Annotated in this window: 17 protein-coding genes; 7 read left to right on the top strand and 10 right to left on the bottom strand. The window is 60.6% G+C overall.

The genetic code is table 11. The features are described 5' to 3' along the window. Positions 1-4: 4 nt before the first annotated feature. The 3 genes from dnaN (at position 5) to BD293_RS17870 (ending at position 2,928) form a co-directional block, all read left to right on the top strand. The gene (dnaN, locus tag BD293_RS17880) at positions 5-1,123 is read left to right on the top strand and encodes a DNA polymerase III subunit beta (RefSeq protein WP_142084128.1); all 1,119 of its coding nucleotides are present in this window, start codon (positions 5-7) and stop codon (positions 1,121-1,123) included. A 93-nt stretch (positions 1,124-1,216) separates the two neighbouring features. Continuing rightward, a complete protein-coding gene (recF, locus tag BD293_RS17875) occupies positions 1,217-2,311 on the top strand; it encodes a DNA replication/repair protein RecF (RefSeq protein WP_142084126.1) in 1,095 nt (364 codons plus the stop codon). After that, positions 2,308-2,928, top strand: a complete 621-nt coding sequence (locus BD293_RS17870; RefSeq protein ID WP_142084124.1) for a LysE family translocator — start codon at positions 2,308-2,310, stop codon at positions 2,926-2,928. The genes recF and BD293_RS17870 overlap by 4 nt, the downstream gene beginning before the upstream one ends. 4 nt (positions 2,929-2,932) lie before the next feature. Here BD293_RS17870 and BD293_RS17865 read toward each other — a convergent pair whose 3' ends face one another. Continuing rightward, positions 2,933-4,912 carry a lytic transglycosylase domain-containing protein gene (locus BD293_RS17865; RefSeq protein ID WP_142084122.1) on the bottom strand — a complete coding sequence of 660 codons (1,980 nt, stop codon included), beginning with the start codon at positions 4,910-4,912 and terminating at the stop codon, positions 2,933-2,935. A gap of 131 nt (positions 4,913-5,043) precedes the next feature. On the opposite strand from BD293_RS17865, the gene dapA reads away from it, so the two are divergent. Beyond that, entirely contained in the window at positions 5,044-5,922 is an 879-nt protein-coding gene (gene dapA / locus BD293_RS17860; RefSeq protein WP_142084120.1) for a 4-hydroxy-tetrahydrodipicolinate synthase, read from the top strand. On the opposite strand, the gene BD293_RS17855 is transcribed toward dapA, so the two are convergent. The 4 genes from BD293_RS17855 to leuC form a co-directional block, all read right to left on the bottom strand. Beyond that, positions 5,915-6,991 carry an endonuclease/exonuclease/phosphatase family protein gene (locus BD293_RS17855; RefSeq protein ID WP_142084118.1) on the bottom strand — a complete coding sequence of 359 codons (1,077 nt, stop codon included), beginning with the start codon at positions 6,989-6,991 and terminating at the stop codon, positions 5,915-5,917. The two genes, dapA and BD293_RS17855, sit on opposite strands and share 8 nt — an antisense overlap. 35 nt (positions 6,992-7,026) lie before the next feature. Next, positions 7,027-7,905 carry a hypothetical protein gene (locus BD293_RS17850; protein WP_142084116.1) on the bottom strand — a complete coding sequence of 293 codons (879 nt, stop codon included), beginning with the start codon at positions 7,903-7,905 and terminating at the stop codon, positions 7,027-7,029. Positions 7,906-8,137: 232 nt separating this feature from the next. Beyond that, positions 8,138-8,743 (bottom strand): 3-isopropylmalate dehydratase small subunit, encoded by a 606-nt coding sequence (leuD, locus tag BD293_RS17845; RefSeq protein ID WP_142084114.1) that lies wholly within the window; start codon positions 8,741-8,743, stop codon positions 8,138-8,140. A 65-nt stretch (positions 8,744-8,808) separates the two neighbouring features. Beyond that, positions 8,809-10,227, bottom strand: coding sequence for a 3-isopropylmalate dehydratase large subunit (gene leuC / locus BD293_RS17840; protein WP_142084112.1), 1,419 nt, complete (start codon positions 10,225-10,227; stop codon positions 8,809-8,811). 340 nt (positions 10,228-10,567) lie between these two features. Here leuC and rsfS point away from each other — a divergent pair, with 340 nt between their 5' ends. Both rsfS and rlmH read left to right on the top strand, forming a co-directional pair. Continuing rightward, positions 10,568-10,954, top strand: coding sequence for a ribosome silencing factor (rsfS, locus tag BD293_RS17835; protein WP_142084110.1), 387 nt, complete (start codon positions 10,568-10,570; stop codon positions 10,952-10,954). Further along, on the top strand, positions 10,954-11,424 hold the full coding sequence (rlmH, locus tag BD293_RS17830; RefSeq protein WP_142084108.1) for a 23S rRNA (pseudouridine(1915)-N(3))-methyltransferase RlmH: 471 nt from the start codon (positions 10,954-10,956) through the stop codon (positions 11,422-11,424). The genes rsfS and rlmH overlap by 1 nt, the downstream gene beginning before the upstream one ends. Before the next feature lie 32 nt (positions 11,425-11,456). Here rlmH and BD293_RS17825 read toward each other — a convergent pair whose 3' ends face one another. From BD293_RS17825 to fdhD, 5 genes are all read right to left on the bottom strand, one after another. Beyond that, a complete protein-coding gene (locus BD293_RS17825; RefSeq protein ID WP_142084106.1) occupies positions 11,457-12,362 on the bottom strand; it encodes a LysR family transcriptional regulator in 906 nt (301 codons plus the stop codon). A gap of 167 nt (positions 12,363-12,529) precedes the next feature. Further along, entirely contained in the window at positions 12,530-14,647 is a 2,118-nt protein-coding gene (locus BD293_RS17820) for a molybdopterin-binding protein (RefSeq protein ID WP_142084104.1), read from the bottom strand. After that, the gene (mobB, locus tag BD293_RS17815) at positions 14,644-15,144 is read right to left on the bottom strand and encodes a molybdopterin-guanine dinucleotide biosynthesis protein B (protein ID WP_142084102.1); all 501 of its coding nucleotides are present in this window, start codon (positions 15,142-15,144) and stop codon (positions 14,644-14,646) included. The genes BD293_RS17820 and mobB overlap by 4 nt, the downstream gene beginning before the upstream one ends. Then, positions 15,141-15,749 carry a molybdenum cofactor guanylyltransferase MobA gene (gene mobA, locus BD293_RS17810; RefSeq protein WP_142084100.1) on the bottom strand — a complete coding sequence of 203 codons (609 nt, stop codon included), beginning with the start codon at positions 15,747-15,749 and terminating at the stop codon, positions 15,141-15,143. Before mobA ends, mobB begins: the two co-directional genes overlap by 4 nt. After that, positions 15,746-16,615, bottom strand: coding sequence for a formate dehydrogenase accessory sulfurtransferase FdhD (gene fdhD / locus BD293_RS17805; protein WP_142084098.1), 870 nt, complete (start codon positions 16,613-16,615; stop codon positions 15,746-15,748). Before fdhD ends, mobA begins: the two co-directional genes overlap by 4 nt. Before the next feature lie 70 nt (positions 16,616-16,685). Between fdhD and BD293_RS17800 the strand changes: the two genes are divergently transcribed. After that, on the top strand, positions 16,686-17,198 hold the full coding sequence (locus BD293_RS17800) for a DUF2478 domain-containing protein (RefSeq protein ID WP_142084096.1): 513 nt from the start codon (positions 16,686-16,688) through the stop codon (positions 17,196-17,198). Positions 17,199-17,305: the final 107 nt, after the last annotated feature.

The following is a 17,305-nucleotide window of genomic DNA, read 5'->3' as shown; positions in this document are numbered from 1 at the left end:
GGGCATGAAGATCAGTATTGAACGGGCGGTGTTGCTCAAGGCCGTCGCACAAGCGCAATCGGTGGTGGAGCGGCGCAACACAATTCCGATTCTGGCCAATGTCCTGATTGAGGCCAGCGAAGGCAACGTCACCTTGCGTGCCACGGATCTTGACATCGAAGTCCTTGATCGCGCGCCCGCAATGGTCGAACAAGCTGGCGCGACCACCGTCTCGGCGGTGCTGTTGCATGACATTATCCGCAAGATGCCGGACGGTGCGCTGATCGAGCTGGTGGATGATGCCCGCACAGGGCGCTTGCAGGTGTCCGCCGGTCGGTCGAACTTCTCGCTGGCCACTTTGCCGAAAGAAGATTTCCCGGTCATGGCGACCAGCGAATACAGCGCAAATTTTGCTGCCCCGGCAAAGGTTCTGCGCCGCCTGTTCGACAAGGCAAAATTCGCCATCTCGACCGAAGAGACGCGCTATTACCTGAACGGCGTCTATATGCATGTGGCCGATGGCGAAGGGGGCCGCGTGTTGCGCTGTGTGGCGACTGACGGTCACCGTCTGGCGCGCATTGACGCGCCCTTGCCCGCAGGGGCCGAAGATATGCATGGTGTTATCGTGCCGCGCAAAACCGTCGGCGAATTGCGCAAGCTGCTGGAAGATGACGACATGGAGATTGCTGTCTCTGTCTCGGAAACCAAGGTGCGGTTTGCGACCCCGGATATGACCCTGACATCCAAGGTCATTGACGGCACCTTCCCCGACTATAGCCGCGTTATCCCGACACAGAACACCAAACGTCTGGAAGTCGACGCAAGCGAGTTTTCCAAGGCGGTTGACCGTGTGGCGACCGTGTCCTCCGAGCGTTCGCGCGCAGTCAAGCTGGCGCTGGAAGATGACCGGCTGGTGCTGTCTGTGAATGCGCCCGATTCGGGGGCCGCCGAAGAAGAACTGATCGTTGCCTATAGCGATGAGCGGCTGGAGATTGGCTTCAACGCAAAATACCTGCTGGAAATCGCCTCTCAGGTGGACCGCGAAAATGCGGTGTTCATGTTCAACACTTCGGGCGACCCGACCCTGATGCGCGAAGGCAATGATACCAGCGCGGTTTATGTCGTCATGCCGATGCGCGTTTAAGCGGCGGAGGGCAACAGCGCGCAACAAGCCCCGCCAGACCGGCGGGGCTTTTTCGTGCTGGTATCTTGCAGGAATAGTTTTTACCGCTGGGCCATGTCTGTTCATGTCTGTCATCTGACCCTTTCGCATTTCCGCTCGCATCAGCGCACGCGGGTTGAGCTTGATGGGCGGCCTGTTGTGCTGTCGGGGCTGAATGGCGCGGGCAAGACCAATATTCTTGAGGCAGTCTCGCTCCTCTCTCCCGGTCGGGGGTTGCGGCGCGCCAGCACGGACGAGATTGCGCGCCGCCCACAAGCAGTGGGCTGGAAGGTCAGGGCAGAAATCGCAACACCAGACGGGCTGCGGCAGGTCGAGACTTGGGCAGAACCCGGCGGCACACGGCAGTTGCGCATTGACGAGAAAGCTGCCCCCCAGATTGCCTTGGGGGAACTGGCCGCCATGCTGTGGCTGACCCCTGCGATGGACCGCCTCTGGCTGGAAGGCACCGAAGGGCGGCGCAGGTTTCTGGACCGGACCGTGCTCAGCTTTCGCCCCGACCACGCCGCGCAATCCCTTGGCTATGAAAAGGCCATGCGCGAACGCAACCGTTTGTTGCGCGAAGGGGTCACAGATAGTGGCTGGTTTGCCGCATTAGAGGCACAGATGGCGCAAACCGGGGCACGGATCAGCGCCAACCGCCATCACGCTCTCGCCATTCTGGCGCGGCACGCCGACCCCGACAGCCCTTTCCCCGAGGCTGATTTGTCCCTCGACTGCACCGCCCCCACCGATGAGGACGCGCTTGCAACCGCCTTGGCCGAAGGGCGCAGGCGCGATATGGCCGCAGGGCGCAGCCTGATCGGGCCGCACCGCGCTGATTTGCGCGCGGTCTGGGCCGCCAAGGGCATGGACGCCGCGCAATGTTCAACGGGCGAGCAGAAGGCGCTTCTGATCTCGATTATCCTGTCCAATGCCCGCGCGCTGGCCTCTGCGCAGGGTGGCGCGCCTGTGCTGCTGCTGGACGAAGTCGCAGCCCATCTTGACGCGACCCGCCGCGCCGCCCTTTATGACGCGATCTGCGCCTTGGGCGCGCAGGCATTTCTGACTGGCACCGGCCCCGAATTGTTCGACGATATGGGGCCGCGTGCGCAGCATTTCACTGTTTTCGAGGTGGACGGCCTCTCGCAACTGAAAGAAACGACTCCATGACCATATCCCCACTGGAACTTGTCTTTTATGCGGGCGCGATCCTGATCCTGTTCCTGACCCCCGGCCCGGTCTGGGTGGCGCTGACCGCACGCGCCATGTCCGGCGGCTTCACCTCTGCCGCGCCGCTGGCTGTGGGGGTCGCCTTGGGGGATATGCTTTGGCCGCTGGCCGCTATTTTCGGGCTGACATGGATTTTGTCGATCTATGGCGACTTGCTGGAAGCGATGAAATGGGTCGCGGTGGCCATGTTCGTGGTGATGGGCTGGCAGTTGATCCGCCATGCGGCGCGCGACATCTCGGCCGACAGCCGCCTGACACGCCCCGGCGCAGTTGCAGGATTTGCGGCAGGGGTCACTGTGATTCTGGCCAACCCCAAGGCTATTTTGTTTTACATGGGCGTCTTGCCAGGATTTTTCGACCTGACGCGCGTGACATGGGCCGATATCACGGCGATCATACTTGTCTCGGTTGCGATCCCGATGTTTGGCAATCTGGCGCTGGCGCTGCTGATCGACAAGGCGCGCGCCTTGCTGCGCTCAGGCAAGGCGATTGCGCGCACCAACCGCATTGCAGGCGCGTTGATGATCGGTGTTGGCGCGGTGATCGCCGTGACCTGATGGCCTATCTTCCGCGAATAAGCTGTTCCATCTCGATGGGTTGCGGACTGCCAGCCAGACGCGAGCGATAGACCACAAGCGATTCCGCCACCCGCATGATATAATTGCGCGTCTCGGCGAAAGGCACGCTTTCAACCCAAGTGATGAAATCAACCGAATTGTCACGCGGGTCGCCAAAGCGCGGTATCCACTGCCGTGGGCGACCGGGACCGGCGTTGTAACCTGCTGCGACCAGCGCCAGCGATGGGCCAAATTCATCGCGTAGTTCTGCCAGATAGGCCGCGCCAAGCTGCGCATTCAGCGCAGGGTTGCGGGTCAGGTCGGCAGCTTCAAACGGCACATTCAGCTTGCGCGCCATCATCTGCCCTGTGCCGGGCAAGACCTGCATCAGCCCGCGCGCATCGGCGGGGCTGACCACGGCAGGGTCAAACTCGCTCTCGCGCCGCGCGATGGCCTTCACCAGATCTGTCGGCACCGGCAAATTGGTTTGCGCCAGATCCGTCACCGGGAAATAGGCGCGCGGCAAAACGATCTCGTTCTGCACGGCCAGTTTGGCAATGTTCAACGCGAAATTCGGCTCTCCCAATTCCAGCATGAAATCAGCCAGCGCGCCCACCTCATCTGCTTCGGTCAATTGCCGCGCAAGGAACAGGATGAAACGCCGCGCCTCGTGCCACTGGCCCGCATCGCGCAACAACAAGGCAGCTTGCAGCAGGTCCGACTCTGCCAGCGCCGTGTCGCGCCATGCGGGGAAATCCGGCCCATTAATCAAGGCAGGGTCCAGCGTCATGCCCAGCTTGTCGGCGGCCAATTGCCCATAAAAGCCGGTCTGATGCTCGGCCCCGAATTCATAGGCTGCCTGCGCCGTAATCTCGTCGCCCAAGGCGTCATGCGCGCGCCCTTGCCAGTATCCGGCGCGGCCCAATGTGATCGGGCTGGTGCTGCGCACTTGCAAGGCGCGGAAATGCGGCAGCGCCTCGGACGGGTTGTCGAGATATTCCAGCGCAAGGAAACCGGCCAGAAATTCCAGATCGACGAAATTCAGCCCGTCATCCAGCCCGTGCGGGGTCGCAAGATCATAGGCGCGCTGGTAGTCCCCGTCAGATAGGGCCGACCGCACAAGAAATACGCGGCTGCGGCCCCATGCATCTGCGTTGCCCAAGCCGTTCTCGTGGCGCGATTGTGCCAGCAACAACTCGCCCGCCCCGTCGTGATTGCCCGCGCGCATCCGAAACTGGAACCGGTCATGCATCAGCCCGGGGTCGTTTTGCATCTCATCAGGAACAGCAGAAACCAGCGCATCAACACCGGCAGCACGCTCTTGCAAGGCGATGCGCGCGCGCGCCACGCGCTGCGCACCTGCGCTGATCCGGTCCAGATGGCGTTGGGCGGCATTGCGCTCGCCCTGCCACAACAGCATGTCGACCCGTGCAGTGTGGTAGGGTTGCAACGCATTCTCGAAACTGCGCAACAGGCGCAATTCGCTTTCGCCGCTCAATAGCTCTTCACGCCAAAGCCTTTGGGCCAAGCTTTCGGCCTCGGCCTCGCGGCCTGCATCGCGCATGGCAAAGACCAGTGCGATCCAGCCATTCTCCGAGACGGGCTCGCGTTCGGCAAAGAAGTCCAGAACTGTTGCGTGACTTTGCGCGGCAAGCAGGGCTTCTGCCCGGCGGGCCACGGCAGTGGCAAGCGGCCAATGTCCCTTGTTATCAAGGAAATCGACATAGTCAGAAAAGCTGCCCTCGCCCGCGCGCAGGGCGTGCCATGTGATGATATCTTGCGCGATGGGCTGGCTGTGCGCGGCGCGTGCCCGCGCAGATTGCCATTCGCCGGATTGAGCGGCATCCAGCGCACTGGAAAACAGCCCCGCCGCACGCGCGGGCGGCGGCGCATCTTGCGCAGATGCAGGCACTCCCACCATCAGAGTCGCCAGACACAGGGCCAATCCCCCATGCCACTTTGCCAAGGTGCTTGTCTCACCCATGACCTACGCCCCTTTTTGCCTTGAAAATCACTGCCGATAGTTCTAACCGCCACGGTCAGGGCGGCAAGACACAATTGCGCAATCGTATCTGGTCCGCAACTTGTCCGGTTAACGCAATTGAGGAGGCGCGCATGCAGATCAGAGGGTCCATTCCAGCATTGGTGACACCGCTGAAGGATGGCGCGCTTGATATCGACGCGCTGCACGCGCTGATCGAGTGGCAAATCAGCGAAGGGTCGCACGGGCTGGTGCCTGTTGGGACCACAGGCGAAAGCCCGACACTCAGCCATGCCGAACATAAACTCGTGATCGAGGAGGTGGTGAAAGCCACGGCGGGGCGCGTGCCTGTCATCGCCGGTGCCGGCTCGAACAACACGCTGGAGGCCATCGGCTTCATGCGCCACGCTGAAACTGTGGGTGCCGATGCAGCACTGGTGGTCACGCCCTATTACAACAAGCCCACGCAAGCGGGTTTGATCGCACATTTCACCGCGCTGCATGATTGCTGCGATTTGCCGATCATCATCTATAATATCCCCGGTCGTTCGGTTGTGGATATGACACCGGAAACGATGGGGCATCTGTCAGAACTGCCGCGCATTATCGGGGTCAAGGATGCGACGGGAAAACTGGAGCGCGTCAGCCAGCAGCGCATGACCTGCGGGCCGGATTTCATTCAGTTGTCGGGCGAAGATGCAACCGCGCCGGGCTTCAACGCCCAAGGCGGGATCGGCTGTATTTCTGTGACAGCCAATGTCGCGCCACGGCTCTGCGCCGAATTTCAAGAAGCGACACTGGCGGGCGATTACGCGCTGGCGCTCAAGATTCATGACACGCTGATGCCACTGCATCTGGCGATTTTCGCGGAACCGGGCCTCGTTGCCGCGAAATACGGGCTGTCGCGGCTTGGCAAATGCAGCGATGAGGTGCGCCTGCCGCTGCTGGGCCTGACCGAGACTGCCCGCGAGAATATGGATGCCGCAATGCGCCATGCAGGGCTGATCAATTAGGCACCGACGCGGGCCGGATACTGTTCAACTCCAGATCCAGCCAGACAGGCATGTGCGCAAAGGGCGGCGTTTCGGCGTCGCCAAATATCGCATCCTCGGCACTGCCGGATGTAGGCCAGAACACTCCGGTCGAGAGAACACGCAAATCGGCTGCGGGCAGGATATAGCTGACCCGCAGATTGCCCGGCGCACGTGGCCAATAGACTGTGTCTTGCGCATGCGGGCCAAGATGCGCGGCGCTGAACGCATTGGTGCCTGATTGGACAGCCCCGAAGCTTGCGGGTTTCGGGTCTTGCACTGCGGGGTTTTGCAGCAGCTCGCGCATGACGGCGTTCAGCCCATCGCCATCGAACGGGTCAAGATTGCTGCCCCCCAAAAGTACGAAGGGCGCCTGCGGTGGCGGCATGGGCAATCGTCCCGCCAGAAAATGCCCCCAGAACGCGGTTTCATCATGATTGCGATACAGATTGCGCCGAGATGCGCCCCCGAAAACCGGCGGCCCCGCCTGATAGACCAGCAGATGCAAGCGCTGTGTGTCGGTGATATGCAAGGGCACATCCCAATGTCCGGTGCTGGACAAGCGCTGAACGGCCAGTACCGATGGGTCGAGCGCAAGCAGGCGCGCCTCTGGCAGGTCACGCCATAGAAAACCCGAGAAATCGCGCGCGGCCTTTGCATCTATCGGATAGCGCGACAAAACTGCCAAGGCACGCTCGCCCGCGAAACTGCCATAGCCTTGCGTGTCGTCGGGGGTGTTGTCACGGCCATCGCCGGTCATATCGCGCCCTGTGCGCAGGCCTGCATTGGACGGGAAAGCAAATGTATAAGGCAGGACAACGCCGCGATCCGCGATCATGGCACCGAACGCGCGCAAGGTGGCCTGTCCATAGTCATAGTCAATGCCCGACAGCACCAGCACGTCCGGAGCAAGATGCGCAAGGATATCAGCCTTGAGCGCGGGGGTGTCTGCCCCTGCGAGAATATCGCGCAGCGCATAACCCGGCCCACGCGCCCCCAGATCAATGCGCCAGAACACCAGCCGCACACGGTCAGTGCTGGCCTGTGCCACGGGCGATGCAGATGCAGGCGGCAGCAGCCAGAATGTCAGGAATAGGCAGATTGCGGCGGCAAGGGCACAGCATCCTGCGCGTCGGCAACCCGCCGACGTTGCGCCCGAATGAGTTGCGCAATCCGGTACATTGCGACCCCGCGCATAATCAAATTGACCGGAATGAACGCCCAGAGCGTGACCCCCCATACCAACGCCAATGGCGTTTCCAGCGTCACAGGCTGCACAAGAAAGTTGGATAGATGCAGCAGTGCCGGCAAGGAGAATGGCAGGATAACCCCTAACACCACGTTAATTTGCGCATCACGTTCGAGGCGCTGAACGATATCCACGCCTTTTGTCGGGTCAAAATTAGGCAAATTGACCCAGACATTGAACGTATGGGCGCGGCGCGGCCAGTATCCAAGCGCCAGGCCGAGCAAAAACAGCGCAAGACCCAGAAGTGACAATGTATAGGCAAGCGCCGTGCTGACCCGTACAATTTCCATATGCTCGGGTGACACACCCTGCGGCAACGAGGAAACCAGAAGAGAAACAGGGCTGAAGGCGAAGCTTAGAATATTGCCCAGTGTCGCGGAAACCGCCGTGAGCCAAGTTTCAGGGGCAGAGGCCATCACGATTTCACGCTGCAACAGCGTTACCGAAACCACGATCACGCAAAACATCACAAAGCGCGCGCGGTTATAGGGTTTTGCATCCCGAAACTCGATCAATCCCGGATAGGCGGCGGAATATTCCGTGACGACCACAAACGCGGCCAAAAGGGCCAGAAAAGTCACCCCCTGCGAAACATCCTGAGAGATTTCAGGCAGCAGCAGCGCGGGGCACAGGAAAACGAACGCAACAAGGAAGCCACGCAGAATTATCTGTGCGACATGCGAAACGGATACTCGATTGCCTCGTTTATGGGCCATGGTTTCAGCAGGTCCAGGCTTTTTTGTTTTCATGGATCGCGGCCATTGTGGCAGCGATCGCCTTATTGTTGACACAATCTTGCCCACTTTCGCTCATCCTCGCAATGGTTTTTGCAGGATCACCCAAGCCCGAGGCAATTTCGAGGAGAAACTGTCGCGTCTTTGCATCAAATTGAAGGAAAGAATGTGGCACCCCTTAGGGATGCCACATAAAATGACGCGATTTCAAAGGTTACACCCAGGGCCGCGCCTGCGTGGCCTGCGCCTCGAATGTATCAATTGCAGAGACTTTCTCCAGCGTCAGCGCAATATCATCCAGCCCGTTAAGCAAGCAATGCTTCTTGAACGGATCAATATCGAAATGAAACTCTTGTCCGTCAGAGCTGGTCACGGTCTGCGCTTCAAGATCGACCGCGATGCGGGCATTCGCGCCCTTGCTTGCGTCATCCATCAGGATATCGACCTGATCCTGCGGCAGCACAATCGGCAACATGCCGTTCTTGAAGCAGTTCCCATAGAAAATATCGGCGAAACTGGTCGAGATGACGACCCGAATGCCGAAATCTGCCAGCGCCCAAGGCGCATGTTCGCGTGACGAGCCGCACCCGAAATTGCCCCCCGCCACAAGAATCTGCGCATTGCGATATGCGGGCTGATTGAGAACGAAATCTGGGATTTCGTTGCCATTATCGTCGAAGCGCATCTCGTCAAACAGGTTCTTGCCCAATCCAGACCGCAGGATGGTTTTTAGGAACTGCTTGGGGATAATCATGTCCGTGTCAATATTGACCAAGGGCATTGGGGCTGCAACGCCCGTAAGTGTCGTGAACTTGTCCATTCTATCTCTCCTGACCAGAGCGCCGGGGCTTTGCCCCGGACCCCAGAGTATTTGCAGCAAGAAAATCAGGCAGGTTGTGCCATCATCTCGCGGATATCGGTCAAACGGCCTGTGATCGCAGCAGCAGCAGCCATAGCGGGCGACATCAGATGCGTACGCCCCCCGCGCCCCTGACGCCCCTCGAAATTGCGGTTCGATGTCGCGGCGCACCGTTCGCCCGGTGACAACTGGTCGGGGTTCATGGCAAGGCACATAGAGCAACCCGCAAGCCGCCACTCGAATCCGGCATCAAGGAAGATCTGCGCCAGCCCCTCTTCTTCGGCCTGTGCGCGCACAAGACCCGATCCGGGCACGACCATGGCGCGCAGGCCGGGCTTGATTTTCTGGCCTTTCAGAATCGCTGCCGCTGCGCGCAGGTCTTCGATCCGGCCATTGGTGCACGACCCGATAAAGACGGTATCAATCTCGATATCGGTCAGTTTTTGTCCCGGTTTCAGGCCCATATAATCCAGTGCGCGGCGCACACCGTCGACCTTGCCGCCAGAAAAGCTTTCGGGATCAGGGACTTCGGATGTGATGGGCAACACATCTTCGGGTGAGGTGCCCCAAGTAACGACCGGAGCAATTTCTTCACCTTTGAGGGTGATGACCTTGTCCCAATGCGCATCGGGGTCGGATTTCAGGGTTTTCCACCATGCCAGTGCGGCATCCCATTGCGCACCTTTGGGGGCATGGGGGCGCCCTTTTACATATTGAAAGGTTTTTTCATCAGGCGCAATAAGCCCTGCGCGCGCACCGCCCTCGATGGCCATGTTGCACACGGTCATGCGCCCTTCCATCGACAATTCCTCGATGGCCTGCCCGCAATATTCGATCACATAGCCAGTGCCGCCCGCAGTGCCAGTGACGCCGATCACCGACAGCGTGATGTCCTTGGCGGTGACGCCGGGCAAAAGCGAGCCTGTAATCTCAACCTTCATGTTCTTGGATTTTTGCTGGATCAGCGTTTGCGTGGCCAGAACATGCTCGACCTCTGATGTGCCGATCCCGTGGGCCAGCGCGCCGAAAGCGCCATGTGTGGCGGTGTGGCTGTCGCCACAAACCACGGTCATGCCGGGCAATGTCCAGCCCTGTTCCGGGCCGACAATATGCACGATGCCCTGACGAATATCATTGACCGGGTAGTAGTTGACGCCGAAATCACGGGCATTGCGGTCGAGCGCGTCGACCTGAATGCGCGATTCCTCGTTCTTGATGCCTTGCTCGCGGTCCGGCGTGGTGGGCACGTTGTGATCGGGCACCGCGATTGTCTTTTCAGGTGCGCGCACACGGCGACCCGCCATGCGCAGCCCTTCAAAGGCTTGCGGGCTGGTCACTTCGTGGACAAGGTGGCGGTCGATATACAGAAGGCAGGTGCCATCTGCATCGTCATGGACAACATGAGCGTCCCAGATTTTATCATACAGGGTCTTGGGCATGGCGATCTCTCTCTCGGATAGGAAGAAGCTTTGCTAACGGAATGAATGGCCCTTGGGCCGGAATCCGGGATCAGGTGAGTCGTGCAAGCACAGACCGGGTGTCACCTTCAAAGCGCTGTGGCAGGCGCGCGTGGTCTGACATGTCAAAAAAACGTTTCATGGGCTGGTAAATACGCCCGAATCAGCATTATGGCAACGGTAGAAGATTCGGCATCTCAAGATGCATAAACTTTGGCTTCACCATACTGCGAAGTCTTGCATGCGATTATTGAGAAGTTGCCCCGTCGATGTTATATTACATCAGCAACCCGCTTTACAGGAGGACAGGTCTCTGTCTTACACTGACATGACCGCCATTGCGGCCCGCTCGGCCAACCCGTCCGCACCCACTCTTAGCAGTGACGCGATACTGGAGTTGGTTTTGACCTCGCTTGACGATGACAAGGCCGAAGACATCCTCACCATTGATTTGCGTGGAAGGACAGCCATTGCTGACCATATGGTCATTTGCTCGGGGCGTTCCACCCGGCAAGTGGCCGCCTTGGCGCAAAAGCTGCTCGACCGGTTGAAGGAAACCTTCCGCCTGTCCGCGCGCTGCGAAGGCAAGGATGTCGGCGACTGGGTTCTGATTGATGCAGGCGATGTCGTCATTCACATCTTCCGCCCGGAAGTGCGCGAGTTCTACCAGCTTGAAAAGATGTGGCAGGACACAGGCAACAAACCTGTGGCCTGATGCGGCTGCATATCTGCGCGATCGGGCGCATCCGCAAAGGGCCGGAGCGCGCGCTGATCGACGATTACATCACGCGGTTTGATCGAACAGGGCGCGCATTGTCGCTTGGCCCTTGCCTTGAACATGAGATTGACGACCGCAAGGCGGTGACGTCTGCCGACGAAGCGCGCCTGCTGGACCGCGCGCTGCCAACTGGCGGCACCGTCATCGCGCTGGATGAACGCGGGGACATGCTGGATTCGCGCAGCTTTGCGCAATTGCTGGCCGCGCAGCGCGATGGCGGGACAAGTGATCTGGCTTTTGTGATTGGCGGTGCGGATGGGTTGGACCCGTCGATTCGGGATCGCGCACACAAGCTGGTGTCCCTTGGCCGGATGGTCTGGCCGCATATGCTGGCGCGGGTTATGCTGTGCGAACAAATCTATCGCGCATCCACAATTCTGGCGGGTGGTCCCTATCACCGCGACTGATCTGGGCCTGGCCGTGTCAGACGGGCGCGGGCTTACCAGTCATCAGCGGAACGCGCGCCAAATGTCTCGACCAGAAAATCAATGAGTGCACGCGCCTTTGGCTGGGTGTAGCGCCCTGCCGGATAGACCGCGTGCAGGCTTTGCACATCGCGTGGCAGGTCAGGGATCACATCTTCGACCAGACCGGCCTTCATCGCGGGTGCATAGAGAAAGCTTGGCAGATAGGCGATGCCCAGTCCGTTTATGGCCGCAGTCAGCAAAGATTGCCCGTCATTGACCGAGAACCAAGAGGCAGAGCGCACTTGGCGCACTTCGCCCGACGGGGCCGCGATCCGCCAAACCGAACTGGCTGCGTTATGCGAATAATACAGCAAACGATGGTCATTCAGGTCGTCAATCCGCGTCGGGCGGCCTTGTTTGGCCAGATAGGCGGGCGCGGCGATCAGCCGTTGCGTGGCTTCGCAGATCTTGCGCGCACGCAGGCTGCTGTCATCCATCTCGCCCATGCGGATGGCCAGATCGAACCCTTCCGAGATCAACTCGACATAGCGGTTTTTCAGCACCATATTGACCGACACATCGGGATAGCGGTTCAGGAAATCCCCCAAGACGGGCGACAGATGCGTGGCACCAAAATCTGTCGGAACCGCAATACGCAAAATGCCCGAGGGCGCGGATTGCATCGACGTGACCAGATTATCCGCATCGCCTGCGTCATTGAGCACGCGCCGCGCGCGGTCATAATAGGCCAATCCGATATCGGTGGGGCTGACACGGCGGGTCGTGCGGTTCAGCAATCGCGCGCCCAGACGGGTTTCCAGTGACGAGACATGCTTGGAGACCGCGGATTTGGAAATGCCCATTTTGCGCGCCGCATCTGTAAACCCGCCTTGGTCCACAACCGTGGCAAAAGCTTCCATTTCGGTCAATCTGTCCATGAGTACGCCCTGCAAAATTCAGAATTTCCAAATGCCACTGTCCACTGCAATTTGGGCAAGAATGCGGTCACAGCGGGTCAGCACTGCGACAATCTTTAGCTTTGTGCAAAATTTATGAAGGTTTTGGCAACAGACTGGCGTGGCGAGCGGGCGCAACTGCGGCGGCGTTACAGCCCGAAACTTGTGAAGGGGATGTAGCGCACCAATGCTCCGGGCCGGATCGAGGCGGCCTCGTCGGGCAATTCAACCAGCCCCTCGGCCCAGCTTAAACCGCTGATCCGGCCTGACCCTTCGGATGCAAACACCTCGACCCGGCCTGCCGCATCCAGCCGCGCGCGCAAATATTCGCGCCGCCCTGGTTTCTTGGATTTCGTGAAAGCGGCCTCGACCATGAACCCCTTTGGATCTTGCCACCCACAGCCCGCCATCAGCGACAGCGCCGGGCGGCCAAAGATCAATGTGCAGACAAAGGCCGCGACCGGATTGCCCGGCAAGCCCAGCACCGGCACACCTTGCCACAATGCCAATGCCAACGGACGCCCCGGTTTCAGCGCGATACGCCAACTGCTCAGCGTGCCCGCCTCGCGCAGCAGGCGCGAGACATGGTCCTCATCCCCCGCTGATGCCCCGCCAGAGGTCAGAATCACATCGCAATCACGCGCGCCCTCGTCCAGCGCAGTGGCAATGCCTGCGGGATCATCCGGGATGTGGCCCAGATCAACCGGCACATGCCCCCACCTGCGCGCGATTTCCAGCAACATGGGGCGGTTGGCGTCGAAAATCTGATGGGGTTGCGCCGTTGCATCGGGGTCGGCCAGCAATTCATCCCCCGTTGACAGCACCCCTACCCGCAAGCGCCGATGCACCTGCACATAGCCAACACCAAGTGCAGAGGCCAGCGCCAGATCAGCAGGCGTCAGCACACGCCCCTTTGGCAGGAAGGACGCGCCCGCGCCAACATCTTCGCCCGCTTTGCGCGTGTTGATGCGCGGCTTGATCGGCCCGTCAAAGGCCACGCGCGCCCCATCGCTGGCACAATCTTCTTCCAGAACGACCGTATCCACCCCTTCGGGCAGAATGGCCCCGGTCAATATACGGATGGCATGCCCATGTGGCACTACATCACCAAAGGGTTGGCCGGCCGCCGCCCGCCCCGCCACAAGCGGCAGGGTATAAGGGCCATCCCCCTGCAACGCCCCTTGCATGAATCCATACCCGTCCACTGCGGAATTTGCAGCCGGCGGGTTTGCACGCCGCGCCACAAGGTCTTGCGCCAGCACGCGCCCGCCCGCCTGACGCACAGTGACATCCTCTGCCGCTGTCAGCGGGTGCAATGCATCGCGCAGCCGTGCAAGGGCAGTATCCACAGGCACCCAATCGACACCCTGCGGCATGGCAAAACAATCATTGCGCAATCGGGGCGGGGTCAGGGTGGTTTGCTCCAACATGGCCAGCAGATGCGCCCCATGTCCTGCGCCCAAAATCCAGCCTTCTTCGCGCAAAACATCCGGGGGCGCAGGCGCGGCTGTCAACTGCCCCATATCCGCGCGGTTGAACGCCAGCGCCAGCAGGTCCACTTGGGCTGCATCCTTGCAAGGATAGCCCCGCGCCAGCCGCACCGCCGGATCAATCAGCGACAGATAGGTTTCCGCCAGAACGATGGGCGCCTCGGCCCCTTCCATGGGCCAGACCGACAGCGCGTCGCCAAATTCATGGCGCAAAGCGGCCAGATGCGCCTGCCCCAATAGGCTTTGCGACCCGACAGAGCCGGTGGTGTATAATTTCCACATCGGGTGCGCGCCCGAACACAGTGCCTCGGTCGCGCGCAACTCGTCCAGCCCATGCCCCGCGCGCAAACTGCCCTTGGCAGGCAGATCAGGCAGATCGCGGCCATTGGGCCTGCCCCAGAAGGGGCCGATACCGGGAAACTGGCGGTTAATCTCGGCGGCCACCTCAAAACGGTTATTGCCGTTGCGCGCGTCATCGGTGATGCGCGCGGCCAGCCAGTCCCAGACGGCCAGCGCGTCACGCTTGCCCGTCAGATGCCCCGCAAACCCGCGCGGAAACCCAAAGCCGATATCAAACGCAATAAGCATCCGCTGTCCGGCTTGCAGCACCGCTGCAATCTCGGTGCGCAGGGCTTCCATACTCTCAAGGCGTGTTGCGATATTTTGCGGCGGGCCGCTGCCCGCGCCTGCACGCCCGATCCAGATGGAATCTGCGCCCAGTTTCGGTGTGGCATTGGCCGACCAGTCGACCACCACGACGCGGTCAAACCGGCTCATGCCTGCACCCCCAGATCACGCAGGATGAAATCGGCAATGGCGCTGGTGTCATCCAGATGCAGCACAGGCTGCGCCAGCCCTTGCAGCGCGACATCTGACGCCACGGCGCGAATGGTCGGATTGTCGCGCGCCAACAGATCACGGCCCGCCTCACTGCGATAGGCCTCGATTTTGGGGTGATCGGCGCGCTTATACCCCTCGATCAGCACCAGATCGACAGGCGACAGGCGGGTCAGCAGTTCTGCCAACATCGGCTCTGGCTGGTCGCGTAATTCGTGCATCACCGCCCAGCGTCGGGGCGAGGATAAAACCACCTCGCGCGCACCGGCCACGCGGTGACGATAGGAATCGCGGCCCGGATGGTCAATTTCTGTGTCATGATGCGCGTGCTTCACGGTCGAGACTGTCAGTCCACGCGCGACCATTTCGGCCACCAGCCGTTCCATCAGGCCGGTCTTGCCGGTATTCTTCCAGCCTGTCACGCCGTATAGGTTCATGCCTGCCTCACAAGAGTTTCGGCAATCTCGATATCCTGCGGGGTGTTGATGTTGAAGAAGGGATCGAACGGCACGGTGTCGAATTCCGCCGTGCCTGCGCCGTGCTGGTCTGTCCACAAAACGACCTTGCGCAAGCCGCCCGTCAGGGCCGCGCGCAAATCCTCGCGCAGCGCGACAGGCCACAGGCCAAAGGTCGGGTGCCGCCACAGCTTGTCCCCCTCACGCGTGGCGGCCAGCGCCAGCCCGGTTGGGCCTGCCGCCGCCTGCAACCGCGCCACCAGATCGCGGGGGAAAAACGGGGTGTCCGCTGCGACCGTGACAATCGACGCGGCCCCCTGCCCTGCCGCCCAGTCCAGCCCCGCCAGCACACCGGCCAAAGGGCCGGGCCAATCCGGCAAGGAATCGGCCAGAACCGGCAGGCCGAATGCGTCAAATCGCGCGGGCGCGCCATTGGCATTCAGCGCGATCTGCTCCACTTGCGGGGCCAGCCGGTCAAGGACATGATCCAACAGGCGCTTGCCCGCCACGACCCGCAAGCCCTTGTCACCCCCGCCCATGCGCGTGGCTTGCCCGCCCGCCAGAATAACACCCAAAGGCGCGCTCATGCCGCACCCCCCTTGCGGCGGTGCTTGCGGTCTTCATCGGGCACAGCAGCGACATCGGCATCGCGGATCAGCCGCCCCTCGCCCGACAAGCAGATAAAGCGCTGCCCGCGCATCCGCCCGATCAATGTCAGCCCGACCTGCTGGGCAATCTCGACCCCCCAAGCCGTGAAACCGGACCGCGACGCCAGCACCGGAATGCCCATCTGCGCGGTCTTTATCACCATCTCGGATGTCAGCCGCCCTGTGGTATACAGGATCTTGTCGGCACCGCTGACGCCATGCTTCAGCATCCAGCCCGATATCTTGTCCACAGCGTTGTGGCGGCCCACATCTTCCATATAGACCAGAATTTCGCCTTGCTGGCACAGTACTGTGCCATGAATCGCCCCCGCTTCCAGATAGAGCGACGGCAAGGTATTGATCTCTTTCGCCAGCGCATACAGCCAGCTTGTGCGGATTTCGGCAGGCGGCAGGGTCAGCCCCTCCAGCCCCTCCATCATGTCGCCAAACACAGTGCCCACGGCGCAGCCCGACGTGCGGGTTTTCTTCTTTACCTTTTCTTCATAGCTGGTCTGGCGCGTGGTTCGGACGATCACCACTTCCAGATCATCATCGTAGTCTACCGCCGTGATTTCATCATCATCGCGCAACATGCCCTGATTGCGCAGGAATCCCATTGCCAGATACTCGGGGTAATCGCCAATCGTCATGGCCGTGACGATTTCCTGTGCATTCAGGAAAATCGTCAGGGGGCGTTCCTCGACCACACGGATATGCTGCAACTGACCCGTATGGTCATGCCCTGCAACCGCGCGCGTCAGGCGCGGATTGGTGGGGTCGGGAAAATGCCGGGGGGGGTGGGGCATTGTTATCTGGTCCTGCCGCTTGTTTCAGACTAAATGGCATATAACATGTGCATAGGAAAAGGGCAGGGCCATGTTGGGATATGTCACGGCAGAGGGGCGCGGCGCAGCTGACAAATTGCTGGCCGAACTGGCAGACAGCCTGCATGCACGCGGCTGGCCGCTGGCAGGCGTGGTGCAGATAAACCGTGAAACACGGCCGGACAGGCATTGTGACATGGACCTGTGCGTGTTGGGCCATGACCATTCGCTGCGCATCAGCCAAGACCTTGGCCCCCATTCGAGAGGGTGCCGACTGGACCCTATCGGGCTGGAGAACGCCGTCGGTCTGGTCGAGGCCGATCTGGACCACCGCCCCGCCCTGCTGATTATCAACAAATTCGGCAAATCCGAAGTTGAGGGCCGCGGGTTTCGCGCGGTGATCGGCAAGGCTTTGTCAGAGGGTATTCCGGTCCTGACATCGGTCAACCGCAACAATCTGGACGGGTTTCTGACCTATAGCGCCGATATGGCACAGGCCATCGCGCCCAGCTATGACGCGCTTTTGGCATGGTGTGAGCAAACCTGCGCGGCACGTCTGGCCTGATACAGCAACAAGCAATACGGCATTTATAAATCCGCAGAATTTTCTCGCTTCCCGCACCTGTGCCTATCTTGCAACAGGCGTGTTGCCTTCCCACATAGGTTTCAAGG

Origin of the sequence: Roseinatronobacter monicus (genome assembly GCF_006716865.1) — a bacterium.
Taxonomy (GTDB): Bacteria; Pseudomonadota; Alphaproteobacteria; order Rhodobacterales; family Rhodobacteraceae; genus Roseinatronobacter; species Roseinatronobacter monicus.
This window is presented reverse-complemented; position numbering and strand designations above follow the sequence as displayed.

Coding starts and splice junctions, on each gene's coding strand:
- dnaN (WP_142084128.1), top strand. CDS start 5: ATGAAGATCAGTATTGAACGGGCGGTGTTGCTCAAGGCCGTCGCACAA.
- recF (WP_142084126.1), top strand. CDS start 1,217: ATGTCTGTTCATGTCTGTCATCTGACCCTTTCGCATTTCCGCTCGCAT.
- BD293_RS17870 (WP_142084124.1), top strand. CDS start 2,308: ATGACCATATCCCCACTGGAACTTGTCTTTTATGCGGGCGCGATCCTG.
- BD293_RS17865 (WP_142084122.1), bottom strand. CDS start 4,912: ATGGGTGAGACAAGCACCTTGGCAAAGTGGCATGGGGGATTGGCCCTG.
- dapA (WP_142084120.1), top strand. CDS start 5,044: ATGCAGATCAGAGGGTCCATTCCAGCATTGGTGACACCGCTGAAGGAT.
- BD293_RS17850 (WP_142084116.1), bottom strand. CDS start 7,905: ATGGCCCATAAACGAGGCAATCGAGTATCCGTTTCGCATGTCGCACAG.
- leuD (WP_142084114.1), bottom strand. CDS start 8,743: ATGGACAAGTTCACGACACTTACGGGCGTTGCAGCCCCAATGCCCTTG.
- rsfS (WP_142084110.1), top strand. CDS start 10,568: ATGACCGCCATTGCGGCCCGCTCGGCCAACCCGTCCGCACCCACTCTT.
- rlmH (WP_142084108.1), top strand. CDS start 10,954: ATGCGGCTGCATATCTGCGCGATCGGGCGCATCCGCAAAGGGCCGGAG.
- BD293_RS17825 (WP_142084106.1), bottom strand. CDS start 12,362: ATGGACAGATTGACCGAAATGGAAGCTTTTGCCACGGTTGTGGACCAA.
- BD293_RS17820 (WP_142084104.1), bottom strand. CDS start 14,647: ATGAGCCGGTTTGACCGCGTCGTGGTGGTCGACTGGTCGGCCAATGCC.
- mobB (WP_142084102.1), bottom strand. CDS start 15,144: ATGAACCTATACGGCGTGACAGGCTGGAAGAATACCGGCAAGACCGGC.
- mobA (WP_142084100.1), bottom strand. CDS start 15,749: ATGAGCGCGCCTTTGGGTGTTATTCTGGCGGGCGGGCAAGCCACGCGC.
- fdhD (WP_142084098.1), bottom strand. CDS start 16,615: ATGCCCCACCCCCCCCGGCATTTTCCCGACCCCACCAATCCGCGCCTG.
- BD293_RS17800 (WP_142084096.1), top strand. CDS start 16,686: ATGTTGGGATATGTCACGGCAGAGGGGCGCGGCGCAGCTGACAAATTG.